Origin of the sequence: Ureibacillus thermophilus (genome assembly GCF_004331915.1) — a bacterium.
Taxonomy (GTDB): Bacteria; Bacillota; Bacilli; order Bacillales_A; family Planococcaceae; genus Ureibacillus; species Ureibacillus thermophilus.
The window spans coordinates 1,218,659-1,234,319 of sequence record NZ_CP036528.1 but is presented as its reverse complement, the minus strand read 5'-3'; the positions used below and the strand labels follow the sequence as shown (position 1 = coordinate 1,234,319).

The 15,661-nt window shown below is 38.0% G+C and carries 18 protein-coding genes; 5 read left to right on the top strand and 13 right to left on the bottom strand.

Translation table 11 applies throughout. The annotated features are described in order from the left end of the window. Positions 1-459 precede the first annotated feature (459 nt). The 6 genes from DKZ56_RS06055 to DKZ56_RS06030 all read right to left on the bottom strand — a co-directional run bounded on the left by DKZ56_RS06055 (position 460) and on the right by DKZ56_RS06030 (position 9,095). Positions 460-1,809, bottom strand: coding sequence for a TrkH family potassium uptake protein (locus DKZ56_RS06055; RefSeq protein ID WP_208651844.1), 1,350 nt, complete (start codon positions 1,807-1,809; stop codon positions 460-462). A gap of 108 nt (positions 1,810-1,917) precedes the next feature. Then, a complete protein-coding gene (locus tag DKZ56_RS06050; RefSeq protein WP_208651843.1) occupies positions 1,918-2,688 on the bottom strand; it encodes a TerC family protein in 771 nt (256 codons plus the stop codon). Between the two features lie 296 nt (positions 2,689-2,984). After that, positions 2,985-4,070: an SDR family oxidoreductase gene (locus DKZ56_RS06045; protein WP_208651842.1), complete on the bottom strand. Its 1,086-nt coding sequence runs from the start codon at positions 4,068-4,070 to the stop codon at positions 2,985-2,987. A gap of 197 nt (positions 4,071-4,267) precedes the next feature. Next, complete coding sequence (locus tag DKZ56_RS06040) at positions 4,268-5,845, bottom strand: peptide chain release factor 3 (protein WP_208651841.1); 1,578 nt, start codon at positions 5,843-5,845, stop codon at positions 4,268-4,270. Between the two features lie 171 nt (positions 5,846-6,016). Further along, the gene (locus DKZ56_RS06035; RefSeq protein WP_208651840.1) at positions 6,017-7,492 is read right to left on the bottom strand and encodes a UDP-N-acetylmuramoyl-L-alanyl-D-glutamate--2,6-diaminopimelate ligase; all 1,476 of its coding nucleotides are present in this window, start codon (positions 7,490-7,492) and stop codon (positions 6,017-6,019) included. A 217-nt stretch (positions 7,493-7,709) separates the two neighbouring features. Continuing rightward, on the bottom strand, positions 7,710-9,095 hold the full coding sequence (locus DKZ56_RS06030; RefSeq protein ID WP_208651839.1) for an aldehyde dehydrogenase: 1,386 nt from the start codon (positions 9,093-9,095) through the stop codon (positions 7,710-7,712). A gap of 145 nt (positions 9,096-9,240) precedes the next feature. Between DKZ56_RS06030 and DKZ56_RS06025 the strand changes: the two genes are divergently transcribed. Beyond that, positions 9,241-9,402 carry a hypothetical protein gene (locus DKZ56_RS06025; protein WP_208651838.1) on the top strand — a complete coding sequence of 54 codons (162 nt, stop codon included), beginning with the start codon at positions 9,241-9,243 and terminating at the stop codon, positions 9,400-9,402. A 245-nt stretch (positions 9,403-9,647) separates the two neighbouring features. On the opposite strand, the gene DKZ56_RS06020 is transcribed toward DKZ56_RS06025, so the two are convergent. Continuing rightward, positions 9,648-10,235, bottom strand: a complete 588-nt coding sequence (locus DKZ56_RS06020; protein ID WP_208651837.1) for a phosphatidylglycerophosphatase A family protein — start codon at positions 10,233-10,235, stop codon at positions 9,648-9,650. Positions 10,236-10,362: 127 nt separating this feature from the next. Between DKZ56_RS06020 and DKZ56_RS06015 the strand changes: the two genes are divergently transcribed. Together DKZ56_RS06015 and DKZ56_RS06010 are read left to right on the top strand one after the other, a co-directional pair. Further along, positions 10,363-11,088 (top strand): alpha/beta hydrolase, encoded by a 726-nt coding sequence (locus tag DKZ56_RS06015; protein WP_208651836.1) that lies wholly within the window; start codon positions 10,363-10,365, stop codon positions 11,086-11,088. A gap of 69 nt (positions 11,089-11,157) precedes the next feature. Continuing rightward, complete coding sequence (locus DKZ56_RS06010; protein WP_208651835.1) at positions 11,158-11,673, top strand: 2'-5' RNA ligase family protein; 516 nt, start codon at positions 11,158-11,160, stop codon at positions 11,671-11,673. Positions 11,674-11,722: 49 nt separating this feature from the next. Here DKZ56_RS06010 and DKZ56_RS06005 read toward each other — a convergent pair whose 3' ends face one another. From DKZ56_RS06005 to DKZ56_RS05980, 6 genes are all read right to left on the bottom strand, one after another. Next, positions 11,723-11,968, bottom strand: coding sequence for a stage VI sporulation protein F (locus DKZ56_RS06005; protein WP_208651834.1), 246 nt, complete (start codon positions 11,966-11,968; stop codon positions 11,723-11,725). A gap of 11 nt (positions 11,969-11,979) precedes the next feature. Then, positions 11,980-12,123, bottom strand: coding sequence for a YjcZ family sporulation protein (locus DKZ56_RS06000; protein WP_208652180.1), 144 nt, complete (start codon positions 12,121-12,123; stop codon positions 11,980-11,982). A gap of 137 nt (positions 12,124-12,260) precedes the next feature. Continuing rightward, a complete protein-coding gene (spoVAE, locus tag DKZ56_RS05995) occupies positions 12,261-12,620 on the bottom strand; it encodes a stage V sporulation protein AE (protein ID WP_390261709.1) in 360 nt (119 codons plus the stop codon). Between the two features lie 15 nt (positions 12,621-12,635). Beyond that, positions 12,636-13,631 carry a stage V sporulation protein AD gene (locus DKZ56_RS05990; protein WP_208651832.1) on the bottom strand — a complete coding sequence of 332 codons (996 nt, stop codon included), beginning with the start codon at positions 13,629-13,631 and terminating at the stop codon, positions 12,636-12,638. Further along, entirely contained in the window at positions 13,625-14,080 is a 456-nt protein-coding gene (gene spoVAC / locus DKZ56_RS05985) for a stage V sporulation protein AC (protein ID WP_208651831.1), read from the bottom strand. Before spoVAC ends, DKZ56_RS05990 begins: the two co-directional genes overlap by 7 nt. Continuing rightward, positions 14,080-14,475, bottom strand: a complete 396-nt coding sequence (locus DKZ56_RS05980; protein ID WP_208651830.1) for a YhcN/YlaJ family sporulation lipoprotein — start codon at positions 14,473-14,475, stop codon at positions 14,080-14,082. Before DKZ56_RS05980 ends, spoVAC begins: the two co-directional genes overlap by 1 nt. 154 nt (positions 14,476-14,629) lie before the next feature. On the opposite strand from DKZ56_RS05980, the gene DKZ56_RS05975 reads away from it, so the two are divergent. Both DKZ56_RS05975 and DKZ56_RS05970 read left to right on the top strand, forming a co-directional pair. Further along, a complete protein-coding gene (locus DKZ56_RS05975) occupies positions 14,630-15,148 on the top strand; it encodes a CotY/CotZ family spore coat protein (protein WP_208651829.1) in 519 nt (172 codons plus the stop codon). Positions 15,149-15,286: 138 nt separating this feature from the next. Next, the gene (locus DKZ56_RS05970) at positions 15,287-15,628 is read left to right on the top strand and encodes a 4-diphosphocytidyl-2C-methyl-D-erythritol kinase (protein ID WP_208651828.1); all 342 of its coding nucleotides are present in this window, start codon (positions 15,287-15,289) and stop codon (positions 15,626-15,628) included. Positions 15,629-15,661: the final 33 nt, after the last annotated feature.

The following is a 15,661-nucleotide window of genomic DNA, read 5'->3' as shown; positions in this document are numbered from 1 at the left end:
AGTTTAAAATAAGCATTATATACTAATTTTTTAAAAATAGACAATCTATGTTATTAATTTTAAATCTTTTTTGGTATTTTTTTGTTTCAATTAGTCAAATTGCTCTATTATAAAATTACCTATTGATGAAATATTTCCAAAATCGCAATAATACAAATTAACTATTTTTATACTTAATATTATTTATATTAATGTATTTTTGTAACAACTTATGATATAAAGGACAAGAATATTCATCTTTTCTAGAAATTTTTCATTTTTATCCATTTTTTGACAACCAATATTAAACGATTCTTCATATACAGGTGCATTTGTCAAAAAAAGAGGCACCCCCTTCCACACAATGGATTGACTTTACAAATTTAAGGTCTTTCGATGCAGATAAAACTGCAAAAAAATCCTGAAATTCCTTTTACCCGCATTTCAAAACACAATCTATTTTTTCCAATGAATGCATCTTTACCCAATAATGATGCGTTCCTCTGGATATCGATACTTTGGTTTTTGTGCTTTTCCTCCTAAAGTATATAAGAATGAAAGCAATCCTACCCTTCCGATAAACATTAAAGCCATAACAACTATTTTTCCTGCCGCCGATAAATTTTCTGTAATTCCAAGACTCATTCCACAAGTTCCGAAAGCCGATGTAATTTCAAAAATAATTTCAGCAATTGTTGCATCCGGTTCCGTAATGGAGAGCAACATTGTCGCTATTAATACCATTAAGGAGGCCAAGATAACGACAGCAAAGGAGCGCAATATATCTTCCATGGAAATTTCCCGCCCAAATATTTGTATTTCTTTTCTTCCATTGGCGAAGTTAATTAAAAATAGCATGGCTATAGCGAAAGTTGTTGTCCGAATTCCTCCGCCGACTGAACTTGGCGAAGAACCGACAAACATTAAAAAACTTAAGAATAGATTTGTCGCTTCATTAAACCTTTCCACATCAATTGTTGTTAAACCGGCTGATCTTGTTGAAATCGAATGAAACATCGAAACAAAAATTTTTTCATACCAAGGCAAACCTTTTAAAGTATTAAACGACTCAATTAATAAGATGACTAATGTTCCTACAAGAAACAACACGCCATAAGTAACGGTTGTGATTTTCGTAAATAAACTAAAACGAAAAGCCGGATTTTTCATCCATAAGTAATGCTTTATTTCTACAAGCACCGGAAACCCAATCGCACCAAGGACAATTAAAATCATCGAAATGAATTGGACAAAATAATCGTAGTAGAATGGCTGAAAACTATGTCCAGTTATATCAAATCCGCTGTTCGTCGTAGCGGAAATGGCAGCAAACAAGCCGTGTTTAAAGGCCTCTGACCACGAATCAAAATATCTCATAAAATGGACGCTTAATATGAAGGCGCCAATCGCTTCGATCACAAACAAGATTTTGATGATTTCTTTCAGAAGCCTTACAACCCCAGAAAGTTGATTTTGATTAAAGTCAATCATGATCAATTGTCTTTCTCTTAGTCCAATTTTTTTGCCAATAAGCAACCAAATAAAAGTGCCAATGGACATTACGCCAATAGCACCTAATTGGACAATAATCATTAAAATCATTACCCCAAAATCCGATAAAGTTTCCGAAAGATCAAACACTGTAAGCCCCGTCACACTGACCGCACTGACAGCTGTAAACAGAGAGTCGAGGACCGATACTTCTTGTCCTTCTTTATACACTCCCGGAATCCGCAACAATAAAAAAGATATAAATATTGCAAGAAAATAAAATGCAACAAGCAGTTGAAACGGTGTTATTTGCTTTTCCTTAATGAACTTGTGCAGCATAATCTTCGTCCTCTTTTTATTTCCAAATAGGTTTTTTATTAGTATAAGAAAAATCTTATGGAAAATAAAGAGGAACAGCCTTTGCAGCCGTTCCTTGACTCATTTACTCTATTTCGCTTGTTCCTTTTTTTTCTTTGCTACGCTAATAAACCATCCACCAAGGGCAATCGCCACTAATACAATCCAGAATGTCAATTCCCAAGGCGTTGAATGTGGGAAATCATGAGGCAAGATGCCAACTCGTTCATGGGATAATGTTAATACCCCTAATTTGATGCCAACCCATCCAACAATTAAAAAGGCAGCCGTTTCAAGTTCAGGATAATGATTAAGCAATTTTACAAAGGCTTGGGCTGCAAATCGCATTAAGATCATCCCGATAATTCCGCCGAAAAACATCACGGCAAATTGTCCTGCATTGATGCCCCCTATATGGAAATCGCCAATTTCCGGCAATGTGACGGCAATTGCGACAGCGGCAAGCATGGAATCCACTGCGAAAGCGATATCCGCCAACTCGACTTTTAATACCGTTGCCAACAAACCTTTTCCTTTTTGAGTGTGCTCCTCAATATCTTCTTTCTCTTCTTCTTTTTTAAATTTCTTTTCGTAAATGTTTTTTGCAGCAATAAACAATAAATAGGCTGCACCGATTGCTTGAATTTCCCAATAATTTACTAATATTGTAATTAAAAACAACGCCGTAAAGCGGAATACTAACGCCCCTAACAACCCGTAAAACAGAGCTTTTTTCTGCTGGTCGACCGGCAAATGTTTAACCATTACCGCCATTACAACTGCGTTATCTGCGGCCAATAATCCTTCCAACACAACGAGAACGACTAAGACCCACAAATATTCTAAAAGAATTGCTTCCACAAATAACTCCTCCTTAATGTTTGTATGCCCAACCGGAATCTTTTTTACAATCAAAGGAAATGGCCATTTTTTAGCAAAAGAAAAGACCTTTGCCCTTAATAGGCAAAGGTCTTGCTAAGCAAATGGTCGAATTTGCTTTCATATCCGATGGCAAATGCCATGTAATGACGAATATGAAGTAAGTATTTAGACGAGCTAAATACTTATAGCTACTCCCCTTTGACAATGTCAATGGTTATGAAATTTTCCGTAAACTAAGTATAGCAGTAGCATATTTGTTTTGCAACAGATTTCCTCTATTTGATTGGAATATGGTATTGTTCGTTATGTTTATTTTCTTTATAAAATCGAACCATTGTTGGTATCGTTTTTATAAAATCTGGGCAAGTGATATTCGCTTTTGATAAAAGTGCTTTGGCAATGGAGCAATCAAAAATTGCATTCCATGTTAAGTAATCAATCGTTTCCTTTTCAACCCCGAGCATTGTTCGAACACTCTTCAATTCCAATGCGGCTTTTGCAAGAGAAAGAGGGATTCTGCTTTTCGGGAATTTCCCTGTCATTTCTTTTACCATGGTCCGATACACTTCTTGAACTGGATGAGGATTTGGATCGGTTAAATGGACGGTCTTGCCGATTGCCTCCTCATCATGGCAAAGATAGATGACCGCTTCTCTTATATAATCGATGGGCACGACGTTAATCCGCGCATCAGACTTTCCAATGTACGGAATTAAAGGAAGGAAACTTAAGCGGTCGATTAAATTTAAAAAGAAGTATGGGCCGTCAAATTTATTCGTCTCCCCCGTCTTCGAGTCCCCAATCACAATTCCGGGACGAATGATCGTTAACGGCACTTCATTGATTAAATTCCTTACTAAAAGTTCCGCCTCAAATTTAGTTTCTTCGTAATAGTTTTTGAAAGATTCCGGCCGAATTAATTCCTCTTCAAGAAGCACTCCTTCTCTTCTGCCTGCCACATAAGCCGTGCTGAAATACATATAGCGCCTTAAATGGGGCAAAGTTTTCACAAACTCATTGACATGGGAAGTGCCATGCACGTTAATCGTCCATGCTATATCCCGCGGTACGGCTAAATCATAAATTGCTGCTAAATGCCAAAAATAGTCGATTTCATTTTTTAATTTTTTTATCGTATCTTCCTCAAGATTTAAATTTGGAAGCGTAATATCTCCTTCAATGATTTCAATATTTTTATCAGGAAATGCTGTTAATATCTTATCCTTCACCAATTCGGCTTTCATTCTTTCTGTTTTCAATACAAGCACATATACAAAGTCCGCCACATTTTTTTCAAACATTTCACGAATTAACTGTCTTGTAATAAACCCGGGAAAACCTGTGAAAAAATGTACTGCCATAAATCTTTCCTCCATCCCCAATTTCCTATTCATTATTTATTCTTGATAAAGTGCATATTTTCCTTTTGTCGAGCAATAGGTTCCTACTTTTTGCTAATTCTATACCCTTTACTGGAATATTTACACTTTAACGGAATTCTGCTATGGAATGATAAAAGAAAAGGGGGCGTCTGAAAAGTGGACAGCCCCCAAAACTATTACAACAAACTATATAATTGAATGTGCTCGTTCTTTTCAGAGAACCAACGCAATGCAAATTCATTTTCAAATAAAAAGACCAGATTATCGAAACGATCTTTTACAAGCATTGAACGGGATGAATTCATTGAATCTTTGACATCTTCTTCATTTTTGATCCAGCGAGCAATCTTAGAACCGATTGGCTGCATCACGACTTCTACATTATATTCATGTTTCATCCGGTGCTCGAACACTTCAAATTGCAGCTGGCCAACCGCACCAAGAATAATCTCCTCTGTATGGAGGGTTTTATAATATTGGATGGCTCCTTCTTGCACAAGCTGCAAAATCCCTTTATGGAATTGTTTCGATTTCATTACATTTTTCGGAGTGACTTTCACAAAAAGTTCCGGCGTAAATTGCGGCAGTTTTTCAAATTGGAATAATTTCTTTCCGCCGACAATCGTATCGCCAATTTGATACGTTCCTGTATCATAAAGGCCAATGATGTCTCCTGCAACTGCTTCATCTACTGTTTCGCGAGTTTCCGCTAAAAATTGCGTAGATTGGGTTACTTTAAAATTTTTGCCTGTACGGGCTAAAGTCACATTCATTCCCCGTTCAAATTTGCCGGAAACGATGCGCACAAAGGCAATTCGGTCGCGATGGGCTGGATTCATATTCGCTTGGATTTTAAAAATGAATCCAGAAAGTTCCTCATGCTCCAATGGATCGATTAGCTGTTCATCTTCTGTTAAACGCGGCTGTGGAGCAGGAGCAAATTGCAAATACGTTTCTAAAAAAGTTTGTACGCCAAAGTTAGTTAAAGCAGAACCAAAAAATACCGGCGTCAATTCTCCGCGGCGTATGTCTTCTTCTGAAAATTCATTTCCCGCTTCATTTAAAAGTTGAATATCATCCATTGCCTGTTGGTAAAAAGAAGTTTCTTTCATCGGATGTTCCACCGCCAGTTCGCCATTTTCGTCCAACGGTAAAAAACGGTCGTTGTCTTCTACTCGGAACTGCTCTACCCGTTCATGGAAGCGATCATAAATGCCGTAAAATTCTTTCCCCATCCCAATCGGCCAGTTCATTGGATAGGCTTTGATTTCAAGCACTTCTTCAATTTCTTCAATTAATTCAAGGGGTTCTTTCCCTTGGCGGTCCAATTTATTAATGAACGTAAAAATAGGAATCCCTCGCATGCGGCAAACTTTAAATAATTTGATTGTTTGGGATTCAATCCCCTTTGCCGCGTCAATCACCATGACGGCACTATCCACCGCCATCAGTGTGCGGTATGTGTCCTCAGAGAAGTCTTGGTGGCCTGGCGTATCCAAAATATTCACCCGATACCCTTCATAATCAAATTGCAATACTGAAGATGTAACGGAAATTCCCCGTTGTTTTTCAATCTCCATCCAGTCACTTGTTGCAAATTTTCCTGTCTTTTTTCCTTTGACTGTTCCGGCAGCACGAATGGCTCCACCAAATAGCAAAAGCTTTTCCGTCAAAGTTGTTTTCCCCGCATCCGGGTGGGAGATAATTGCAAATGTGCGGCGAGATAAAATTTCTTGTTTTAATTTTGAATCCATTTTGTTCTACGTCTCCTTTTTTCATACGTAAACAATAATATAAGAATCATCCATCATTCGACAACCATTTTTCTATTCATTATTTATATTCTTTTATTCATTCATCGTACAATGTTAATACCATAATTTTAGCCGTCTCCCTTTGTTTTGAGACGGCTCTCCCGCAAATCTTCATCCTTTTACAAATTTTAACTTTGCCGCTTCGATGGCAATTTCGGCATCACTGTGCGGATATTTTTTATTGCCGATGATTTGATAGTCTTCATGACCTTTACCTGCAAAGATAATGACATCGCCTGGCTCAGCAACAGATACGGCATGGCGGACGGCTTCCGCCCGGTCGCCGATGCAGGCATAATGTTCATGAAGCATCCCTTTTGCTAAATCCCCTGTTATGCTATCGTAATCTTCAAAGCGAGGGTCGTCAGTTGTTAATACAACATAATCAGCTCTTGACGCTTTTTCTGCCATGGCAGGCCGTTTTGACTTATCGCGATTGCCGCCAGTTCCGACAAGGAAAATTAATTTATTTCCAGGCTTTTTATACGGCATGGCCGCATCAATGGCTTTTTCAATAGCGTCTGGCGTGTGGGCATAATCGATGAAAATATGTAAAGGCAAGTCCGTTTTAATTTTTTGCATGCGCCCGCGAATTGGCATTAAATCTTCAACCTGCTCTACAATTGCATCGATTGGATAGCCCCGTGAATATAAAACTGCCACAGCCGCTAAAACATTATATACGTTAAATTCTCCTAAAAGCTGCATCGTCACCGGAAATGTTCCTTCGGGCGTTATCATATCAAAAGAAGTGAAATCTTCCTTGAACTGGCAATTTTCTGCCCGGAAATGGGCATCGTTTTTCAAACCATATGTCCAAACGGGATAAGGAGTCATGCTTTCATATTTTTTGGACCAAGGATCATCCGCATTCAATACAGCCGCTTTATTTTTCGTCAAATCTTGGCCTAATTGGGAAAATAATAAACCTTTTGCGTATCCATATTCTTCTATTGTTCCGTGGAAATCTAGATGGTCATGGGTTAAATTTGTAAAGACCGCAACGTCGAAATCAACCCCAGAAAGTCTTCCTAAAGATAAGCCATGAGATGAAACTTCCATGACCATAGAATGGCATCCTTCCATTTTCGCCCGGAAAATCATTTGTTGGGTGCTTAATGCATCGCTTGTCGTATTTTCCGTTTCATAAAGCACGCCATTTAAATTAAAGCCAATAGTACCTGATAAAGCCGATTTTTCCCCTAATCCTACGAACATTTGATGGATGATATTCGACACGCTCGTTTTTCCGTTTGTTCCAGTAACGCCCACCATCGTCAAATCTTTTGATGGATAATCAAAAAATTTGGCAGCTATAAGCCCTAATGTACGATTGGTATCCGGTACAATAACCTGAGCCACATTTCCTTCAAGCTGCAACGGTCTTTCTGCGACCACTACCGTTGCCCCTTGATTGACCGCATCTTGGGCAAAATCATGTCCATCGACTGTATAACCTTTAATGCATACAAACATGCTTTTTGGTTGTACACTTCTAGAGTCATCCGAAATATCTTTAATGGTGTTCGGCAATTGGCCAATCACCTGTTTAAATGGAATGACACTTAATATTTCTTCTGTAATCATCTTTCTTCCTCCGTATTATGCAATGGTAAGTTTCGATGAAAACTTTTTATTTTAACGATTTTCATTCGATTTATTTCTCTTAATGATAACAATCATAACAAAAATTGATAATATTCGACAAAGAGGAATTTGTAGAAAATACAAATTTTTTCACATTGCCCAATTGTTTGATTGATGCAATCGTTTAGATTTTTTTATATATTTTTCTCATTTTTACTTATTTCAACACTTTCCGAACCAATTTTACCTTTTGTTTATAAGGAGGATATAATAAATTATTCGCAAATTTTGAAGAACGCTTCATGATGGATTTGGCATGGGTAAAGGTTTCGAAACTTGCTTTTCCATGATAGCTGTTCACTCCAGAAGGACCAACCCCGCCAAAAGGCAAATAATGATTAGCCACATGCGTCACTGTATCATTGATGCAGCCGCCGCCAAAAGATAATTCCTGCAAAAACGATTCTATTTGTTTTTCATTTTCAGAAAAGAAGTAAGCGGCTAAAGGTTTTGGCAATTTTCGGATTTCTTCAAAGGCTGCATTAAGATTTTCATATTGAATGACCGGCAGCAACGGCCCAAAGATTTCATCTTCCATCAGCGGGCTATCCCAACCCACTTCAAAAATCGTCGGTTCAATATATAAATCTTTTCGATCGGCTCTTCCACCGAAAACGATTTTCTCTTTTTCCGCTTGCAATAGTTTTGCCAAGCGATCAAAATGCCGCTCATTGATAATTCGTCCATAATCTTTGCTCGTTTGCGGGTTTTTTCCATAAAATTCTACTATTGTTTTCTTTAATTTTTTCATAAAACGGTCATAAACGGAGGAGTGAACTAATATATAATCCGGTGCTACACAAGTTTGTCCAACATTATTAAATTTTCCCCAAATAATTCTTTTTGCAGCAACTTCAAGATTTGCGCTTTTCTCCACAATCGCAGGGCTTTTTCCACCCAGCTCCAGGGTGATTGGTGTAAGTCTCTCGCTAGCAGCGCGCATGACAATCTTTCCAACGGACACACTACCTGTAAAGAAGATGTAGTCAAAAGGTGCGTGGATTAAGACATTTACTTCTTCTTTTTCTCCCTCCACCACTCTCACATATTGCGGTTCAAAGGTTTCTTCGATGATTTTTTTAATTATTTGCGTTGTATGGATGGAAGATTCGGAAGGTTTTACGATGGCCGTATTTCCGCCAATAATTGCCCCAATCAGCGGCTCCATCACCAATTGAAACGGATAGTTAAATGGTCCGATGATTAATACGACACCATATGGTTCTCGGACGATGAAGCTTTTGGCCGGCTGAAAATGGAGGGGCGTTTTTACTTCTAAAGGTTTTGTCCATTCATCGATGAATTTGAGCATATATTGAATGCTGTTTAACACAAACCCCACTTCATTGGAATATGCTTCAAATTCACTTTTTCTTAAATCCAAATTTAATGCTTTTAATATTTCTTTTTCATGCTTTATGATGGCACTTCTCAACTTTTTCAATTGCTTTTTTCGAAATTCAATCTCTTTCGTCTGACCGGTATAAAAAAAATCTTTTTGCTCACGGATCATCATTTCAACATCATGCGCCTGAAGTTTCATTATGTCCCCTCCAAATTAATAAAATATTTTTTTCAGTCCATACTAACTACAGTAATATTACTACAACTTGCTGAAGAACTACTATTTAAATTGTTTACAGAGAAGCAGTCTTCGCAAGAATTTTATTAAAGAGGGGGCAAATGATATGATTTCGACTAAATACTGGTGGGAAGATATTTTTTCAGGACCATTAGCAATCGGAATCAATGAAGAAAAAATTCATCAATTAGAGGATGAATCCTTTTTATTTTTCAAACACCCATTAGAAGAAGAGGAAGAACATTCAGAAAAAGAATTAGAAAATTAATTTTGAGATAGAGGTAAGAAGGGGCTGTCCAGAAAGTCGAACACTTTCGGAAACAGCCTTACTTCTTATAGTAATATTCTCTTAAAAACTTTCCCTGCGGTGGTTACAAAACGCGCCTCCTCGTCGCAATTTATCTGCGGCAAAAGCTCTAGCTAAAGCCGCAATTTATCTGCGGCGAAACACTAGCTAAAGCCGCAAAGGGGGCGTCTTGAAATGATTTTCAGACGCCCCCTTTATTATTATGTTTACGGCTCATCATCAACCGCCAGCATTTCCCCTTCTGGCCCTAATTCTTTTGGAGGTAAATTTCGAAATGTTTCTCCTTCTTCCTCTAGGTCCCGCATTTTATGGGCGATGCGGCCCGCAGCACATGCAGCAATGCCTGCTACTAAATCATCTAAAAAGGTATGGACGCCTTTGCCCGATTTTGTATCCAATTTTTTTATTATGCCGATTTTATTTTTATCTAAATGGCCATAGGTTGTTAAGGCAATGCTTCCATATGTTAATACTGAACCTAAAGCAATGGTTTCATCAACGCCAAATAATCCCTCATCATTTTCAACTAAGGATTGCAGCGGCTGAGAAAGCATCTTTTTCTCTGCTAATTCGTCCAATTCCACCCCAACTAAAACCGCGTGCTGAACTTCCCTCTTCATAATGACGCGCTCAACGGATTGAATGCAATGCTCCAACGTCAAGTCATGATTATATGGTGATTGCATTTCATAAACGATTTCAGCAATATCTTCAATTTTTACTCCTCTTCTTGCCAATGCTTCTTTAGCTGCTTTCGTCACATCATTTGAGTGTACACGTTTTTTTCCTTGCATTTGCTGATTCCTCACTTTGTCTAATTTTTTTCTATTTTCATCGTAAAAATATTCGTTTATTTCATAATACATAATATTTTCTTGTTATGATACAATTATGAATAGTGATTTAGAGGAGGAAATTCAGGTGGAAAAAGGAACAATTCAAAAAATTACATTTTACAGTACCTCCCTAGAAGAGAATTTGGAATTATTTGTTTACATTCCAGCAAATTATACCCCGCTTAATAAATATAACACTTTAATCGCATCAGATGGAAAGGATTATTTCCAATTAGGTGGAATTTCTCATGTGGCAGATGAATTACTTGATAATTATGAAATCGAAAACTTGATTATTGTAGGTATTCCTTACAAAGATGCGCTTGATCGCAAAAAAAAATACTTGCCGACAGGGGAGAAACATGAAACTTATTTAAAATTTTTAGCCCATGAACTTGTCCCATTTATCGACAGTGAATATTCAACAATAGAACTCAGTTCATGCCGCGGGTTAATCGGCGATTCCATGGCTGCAACGGTTTCCTTGCTTGCTGCTTTAAAATATCCGAATATTTTTGGCAAAGTCATTTTACAATCCCCTTATGTGGATGAACATGTACTAAAAATTGTAGAAGAAACTGAAACCCGTGAATCTTTGATGATTTATCAAACTGTTGGAGAGCAGGAATTGAAAGCGATTACATTTTATAAAGAAATAAAAGATTTTCTGACTCCGAATCGCAAATTGCATGAATTACTCGTAGCAAAAAATTATCAACATATGTTTTATGAAGAAATAGACGGCAATCATAATTGGAAATCTTGGAAATCTGATTTAAAAAGAGCCCTTTCTAAAACTTTCAGCATCTAAAAATTCGTGCATAGTTCGAGCACAATTTGTTATACTTAAGAAAAATTTGCGTTTCAGGGAGGAAGACGGATGAAATTAAGTGTAGTGGCATTCCCATCAAAAAAGCTGCAGGATTTGGCGAATACGTATCGAAAGCGCTATGATTCCCACTATGCAAAAATAACTCCATATATAACCTTAAAAGAAGCTTTCGAAGCGGATGAATCACAGCTAGCTGACATTTCAAATAAAATCAAATCCATCGCAGAAAAATATGGACCGCTTAAAATTCATGCTTCGAAAATCAGTTCATTTTTCCCAACAACAAACGTCATCTATTTTAAAATTGAACTGACTGAACAATTGCAAAACATACACAATGATTTATATCATGAAATCGACATTGGAAAACCAAAACACGTGTTTATCCCTCATATTACTATTGGACGAGATTTGACTGAAACGGAACATGACGATATTTATCCGCAACTAAGAATGATTGGCATCAATGAAAAAGAAGAAATTGACCGCATTCACTTGATTTATCAATTGGAAGATGGTTCTTGGACAACATATGAAACTTATAAATTAACAGGAGCATTATAATCGTGGAAATAATTTAGGGCTGTCTTCCTTTGAAAGACAGCCCTGGTTTTTAGCCCAACATTCTTTGAATACTGTTTAAATCAATGTTTTCCCCATTTTGAAGAATGGATTGAACAATTCGATCTTCCAATTCTTTCGTAATTGGTTTATTTGCAACTTGACTTACCCGGCGCACGATTTTGCGCACTTGTTTTTCATTTGTAAAATCGGCATGCTGTATTGCATTGGCTAATGCAAAAATTTCTTCCATACTTACGCCTGTTTTTCTTTCGATTTGTTTAAAAAAATGGTTCATGACTCCCCTCCTTACCACTTGCTACAGCTGCCCACGATAATTAATAAGATGAATAATACAACGATTAATACAAAGAGATCACCGTTGTATTTGCATTTTCCTTTATAATATGCAGGACTTACATAAGATGGTCCGCAAAGGTCTGCAGGGTTCATTGGCATAGGGTTCATTGGCATAGGGCTCACTTGGCTAAACTGAGGTTGGCATCCGCATTTTTCCCACATAAAAAATCCCCTCCTTTCTATACAGTTGTAGTGTATGCACCACTGCAACTGCGAGGAGGGGTATTCGTCTAATTCACTTTTCCTTTTGGCTTAAAAAGTAATGCAGCTAAAAAACCAAAAACAATGGCAGAACTGATTCCAGAACTCGTCACTTCAAACATGCCGGTCAAAACGCCCACCCAACCATGCTTCTCAGCTTCAGCGATCGCTCCCTGTGTCAGTGAATGTCCAAAAGAAGTAATAGGAATCGTTGCACCGGCGCCTGCTAAGTCAATTAATGGCTGATACCAGCCTAATCCTGAAATAATGGAACCTGCAACGACAAGAATGGACAAAGTTTTGCCAGGCGTCATTTTCCCTACATCCATTAAGATTTGTCCAATTGCGCAAATAATCCCACCGACAATAAATGCAAGAAGAAAGTCCATCAATATCATTGTTTCTCACTCCATCGTCACTTCAATGGCATGGGCAGTGCAAGGAATGGTCTCACCTTGCTGAAACGTCAATGGGGAATGAAGGGAGCCGGTTGCAACAAGCAGCACCCGTTTAAATCGTCCACCTTTTAATTGCTGAAGCACATAGCTGAAATAGACAGATGCGGAACAACCTGCACCGCTTGCCCCAGCTAAAAAGGATGGATTTTCCCCATAAAACTCTGCCCCTGCATCGCGAAAAATTTGACAATCTGCTTCACTTGCCCCTGTTTCTTGAAACATTCTTTTCAATATTTGCAATCCGATTTTTCCTAGGTCGCCTGTCATAATCATGTCGTAATCTTGAATCTTTTGATTCCGCTTCTCCAAATGTCTTTTAATCGTGTCAAATGCAGCAGGCGCCATTGCAGATCCCATATGGAACGGGTTTTTTTGGCCATAGTCAATCACTTTTCCTACAGTCGCAGCGACGACAGAAGGAGACTTAGGATGATGTTTCCCAATCAAGGCAAATCCCGCTGCCGTCACTGTCCATTGAGCGGTGGCAGGTTTTTGAGCCCCGTAATAAATTGGATATCGAAATTGCCTTTCTGTTGAATTGTGTTGACTGGACGCTCCTGCAATGGCATATTTGGACGCTTCTAATTCAGTCAATAGACATGCAATGATGACGGAGGAGACGGATGTTGCACAGGCGGAGAACAATCCAATAAATGACGCAGCAATTTCCTTCGCTGCAAAATTCGTTGGCGTCATTTGATTGATTAAATCGCCTGCTAAAAAGAAATCGATATCCAAACGATTTAAGTCCGCTTTTTTCAAAATAATTTGGCAGGCTTCTTGAATCATTTTGACATTTCCTTGTTCATTCGTCGCCTGATTCCATCGTTCATCCTCTACGACTGAATCAAAATAGGAATAAAAAACGCTCTTTCTTTCCAGCGGCCCTGCAACAGCTGCGCTTGTAATAATGGAAGGTTTTCTTTGGAATATAATTACCATTCGCTAACACCCATCGTAACAAGAATTAGTTTAATTAAAGCAACGACAAAAGCCGAAGCAACGCCAAATAAAATGACGGAACCTGCTAATTTAAACATATTGCCTCCCACTCCAAGCACAAGTCCTTCTGTTCGATGTTCAATGGCTGAGGAAATCACCGCATTACCAAAACCTGAAACCGGCACTGCACTTCCCGCTCCTGCAAATTGGCCGAGCTTTTGGTACAATCCAAAACCTGTTAGCAGCATGGAAAGAAAAATCATCGTCGCAACGCTTGGGTTTCCTACCGTTTTTTCCGTAAAATCAAAATAAATGATGTAAAAATACGTTATAGCATGTCCAATTGTACAAATAAGGCCGCCGACAAAAAATGCCTTTAACACATTCTTTACATAGGGGGTGCTGGGAGTAATCTCTTGTTCAATTTGTTCAAATTGTTCCTGATTCATTACGTTTCCTCCTTCTTCAGTTTTTTTAGTTTTTCCACTTTCTCCTTTACTTTTTCACTGTTTTCTTCATCCAAAAGTTTTTTGGCTTCCCAATAAAGTTTGTAATCCGAGGAAACTGTGATGTCGTATTCAGGAAAATATTCTTCCAGCTTCTTTTTTAAAGTTTTTTCAATTTTTGATTTTTTATAATCGAGCCATGGTTTTGCCTGCACTGCAACCAATAATTGATCTTCTACAAAGATGGCCCTTCCGCTGTAAATCTCTTTTTCATTTTCAAGTATAGTCGTTACTTCTTCCGCTTCTTGCCCGCTCGTTGCATTCACTTCAAGCGTTTTTTCATCGTTGCATCCCATTAAAAAAAACAACAGCAATATGGGAAGTGCCAATTTTTTCAAATTACATCCCCCTTTTTAATATCATTATGCGTTTTCATAAAAAAAACTATTCATGAAAAACTGCCTAACGTATCCGCCTATAGACTTTCGCCCGATTGTCATTCTCACTTTTTCATATTGTAGATTGAACAAAAATAAGCGAGGTGAATTGATAATGGGTTGCGGAAGAAAACATTTTGAGAGTTCATCTTTTGGTCGTCGTCATGAAGGATGCATTTGCGAAGTGGTAGAGACAATTTTAGAACTTCAAAATCATATTGTGGATGATGACGATGATACTTGCGGAACTAGCTGCTTCTTAGAGCCGCTTGGAGGAATCAACAACAAAAAATGCAACAATCATGCAGATACTAGAGTATTCATGTTACTAACAGAAGACGGTTCTCCATTTAAAGTGATGTTCTTTGATAAGGAGTATGGATGGTACAAAACGCCATTCTTCAGAGTAGAAGATATGTTTGGCGATTGCTGTGCAACGCTCCGAGCCATTGCTCCAACAAGCGAAGCATATGAGCCGCTTTCTGTAGTTGACGGAGAACTTGATGCAAGCGGTATGATGGACTTCTACCACTTCAAGAAAACAGATACATGCGTAACAGTTGATTTGTCCCGCTTTACAGGAATTCAATGCGTTGCGGATGTAAATTTGAACATTCATCATAAGAAAAAATAATTAGAAGGGGCAACCCGCTCCTTCTTTTTGCTTTATTTGGCTCATCACCCAAACTTTTTAGTTGACATGTTTTAAATTAGACATCTGTCACGAAAAAAACGAATTCGCATATTTTATGAAAAAAAAGGATGTGCATCATTGGAAGAGCCATTACTATTTATTCAGACTCCACCCTTTTATTACATTGAGACGGATGAAGATACGGAAAAGAGTCTTGATGAGAGTACTTCGGTTTATGAAATAACCCGAACAGTACGCATTAAAAATCCAGTGATCGCAAGACAATTGCATTATTTTTCCCAACCGTCCCAACGAAAAAAACGCCATTTAACTTTTCATTTGACAAATGGAAAAGTAATTACAGGCTTTATTGAAGGATTAGATGGAATTATGATTCAAATTCGTACAGAAAAAGAAATCACGACCATTAACGCCAATGAAATAGAATCCATTTCCATCGCGAACAAAGGATTCAAATAATCCCTTTTGTCCACTTCCCCTACACTATTTTAT

Bases quoted from the DNA above. Each gene is read 5' to 3' on its own strand.
- DKZ56_RS06055 (WP_208651844.1), bottom strand. From the start codon at position 1,809: ATGCTGCACAAGTTCATTAAGGAAAAGCAAATAACACCGTTTCAACTG.
- DKZ56_RS06045 (WP_208651842.1), bottom strand. From the start codon at position 4,070: ATGGCAGTACATTTTTTCACAGGTTTTCCCGGGTTTATTACAAGACAG.
- DKZ56_RS06040 (WP_208651841.1), bottom strand. From the start codon at position 5,845: ATGGATTCAAAATTAAAACAAGAAATTTTATCTCGCCGCACATTTGCA.
- DKZ56_RS06035 (WP_208651840.1), bottom strand. From the start codon at position 7,492: ATGATTACAGAAGAAATATTAAGTGTCATTCCATTTAAACAGGTGATT.
- DKZ56_RS06030 (WP_208651839.1), bottom strand. From the start codon at position 9,095: ATGAAACTTCAGGCGCATGATGTTGAAATGATGATCCGTGAGCAAAAA.
- DKZ56_RS06025 (WP_208651838.1), top strand. From the start codon at position 9,241: ATGATTTCGACTAAATACTGGTGGGAAGATATTTTTTCAGGACCATTA.
- DKZ56_RS06020 (WP_208651837.1), bottom strand. From the start codon at position 10,235: ATGCAAGGAAAAAAACGTGTACACTCAAATGATGTGACGAAAGCAGCT.
- DKZ56_RS06010 (WP_208651835.1), top strand. From the start codon at position 11,158: ATGAAATTAAGTGTAGTGGCATTCCCATCAAAAAAGCTGCAGGATTTG.
- DKZ56_RS06005 (WP_208651834.1), bottom strand. From the start codon at position 11,968: ATGAACCATTTTTTTAAACAAATCGAAAGAAAAACAGGCGTAAGTATG.
- DKZ56_RS06000 (WP_208652180.1), bottom strand. From the start codon at position 12,123: ATGAACCCTGCAGACCTTTGCGGACCATCTTATGTAAGTCCTGCATAT.
- spoVAE (WP_390261709.1), bottom strand. From the start codon at position 12,620: ATGGACTTTCTTCTTGCATTTATTGTCGGTGGGATTATTTGCGCAATT.
- DKZ56_RS05990 (WP_208651832.1), bottom strand. From the start codon at position 13,631: ATGGTAATTATATTCCAAAGAAAACCTTCCATTATTACAAGCGCAGCT.
- spoVAC (WP_208651831.1), bottom strand. From the start codon at position 14,080: ATGAATCAGGAACAATTTGAACAAATTGAACAAGAGATTACTCCCAGC.
- DKZ56_RS05975 (WP_208651829.1), top strand. From the start codon at position 14,630: ATGGGTTGCGGAAGAAAACATTTTGAGAGTTCATCTTTTGGTCGTCGT.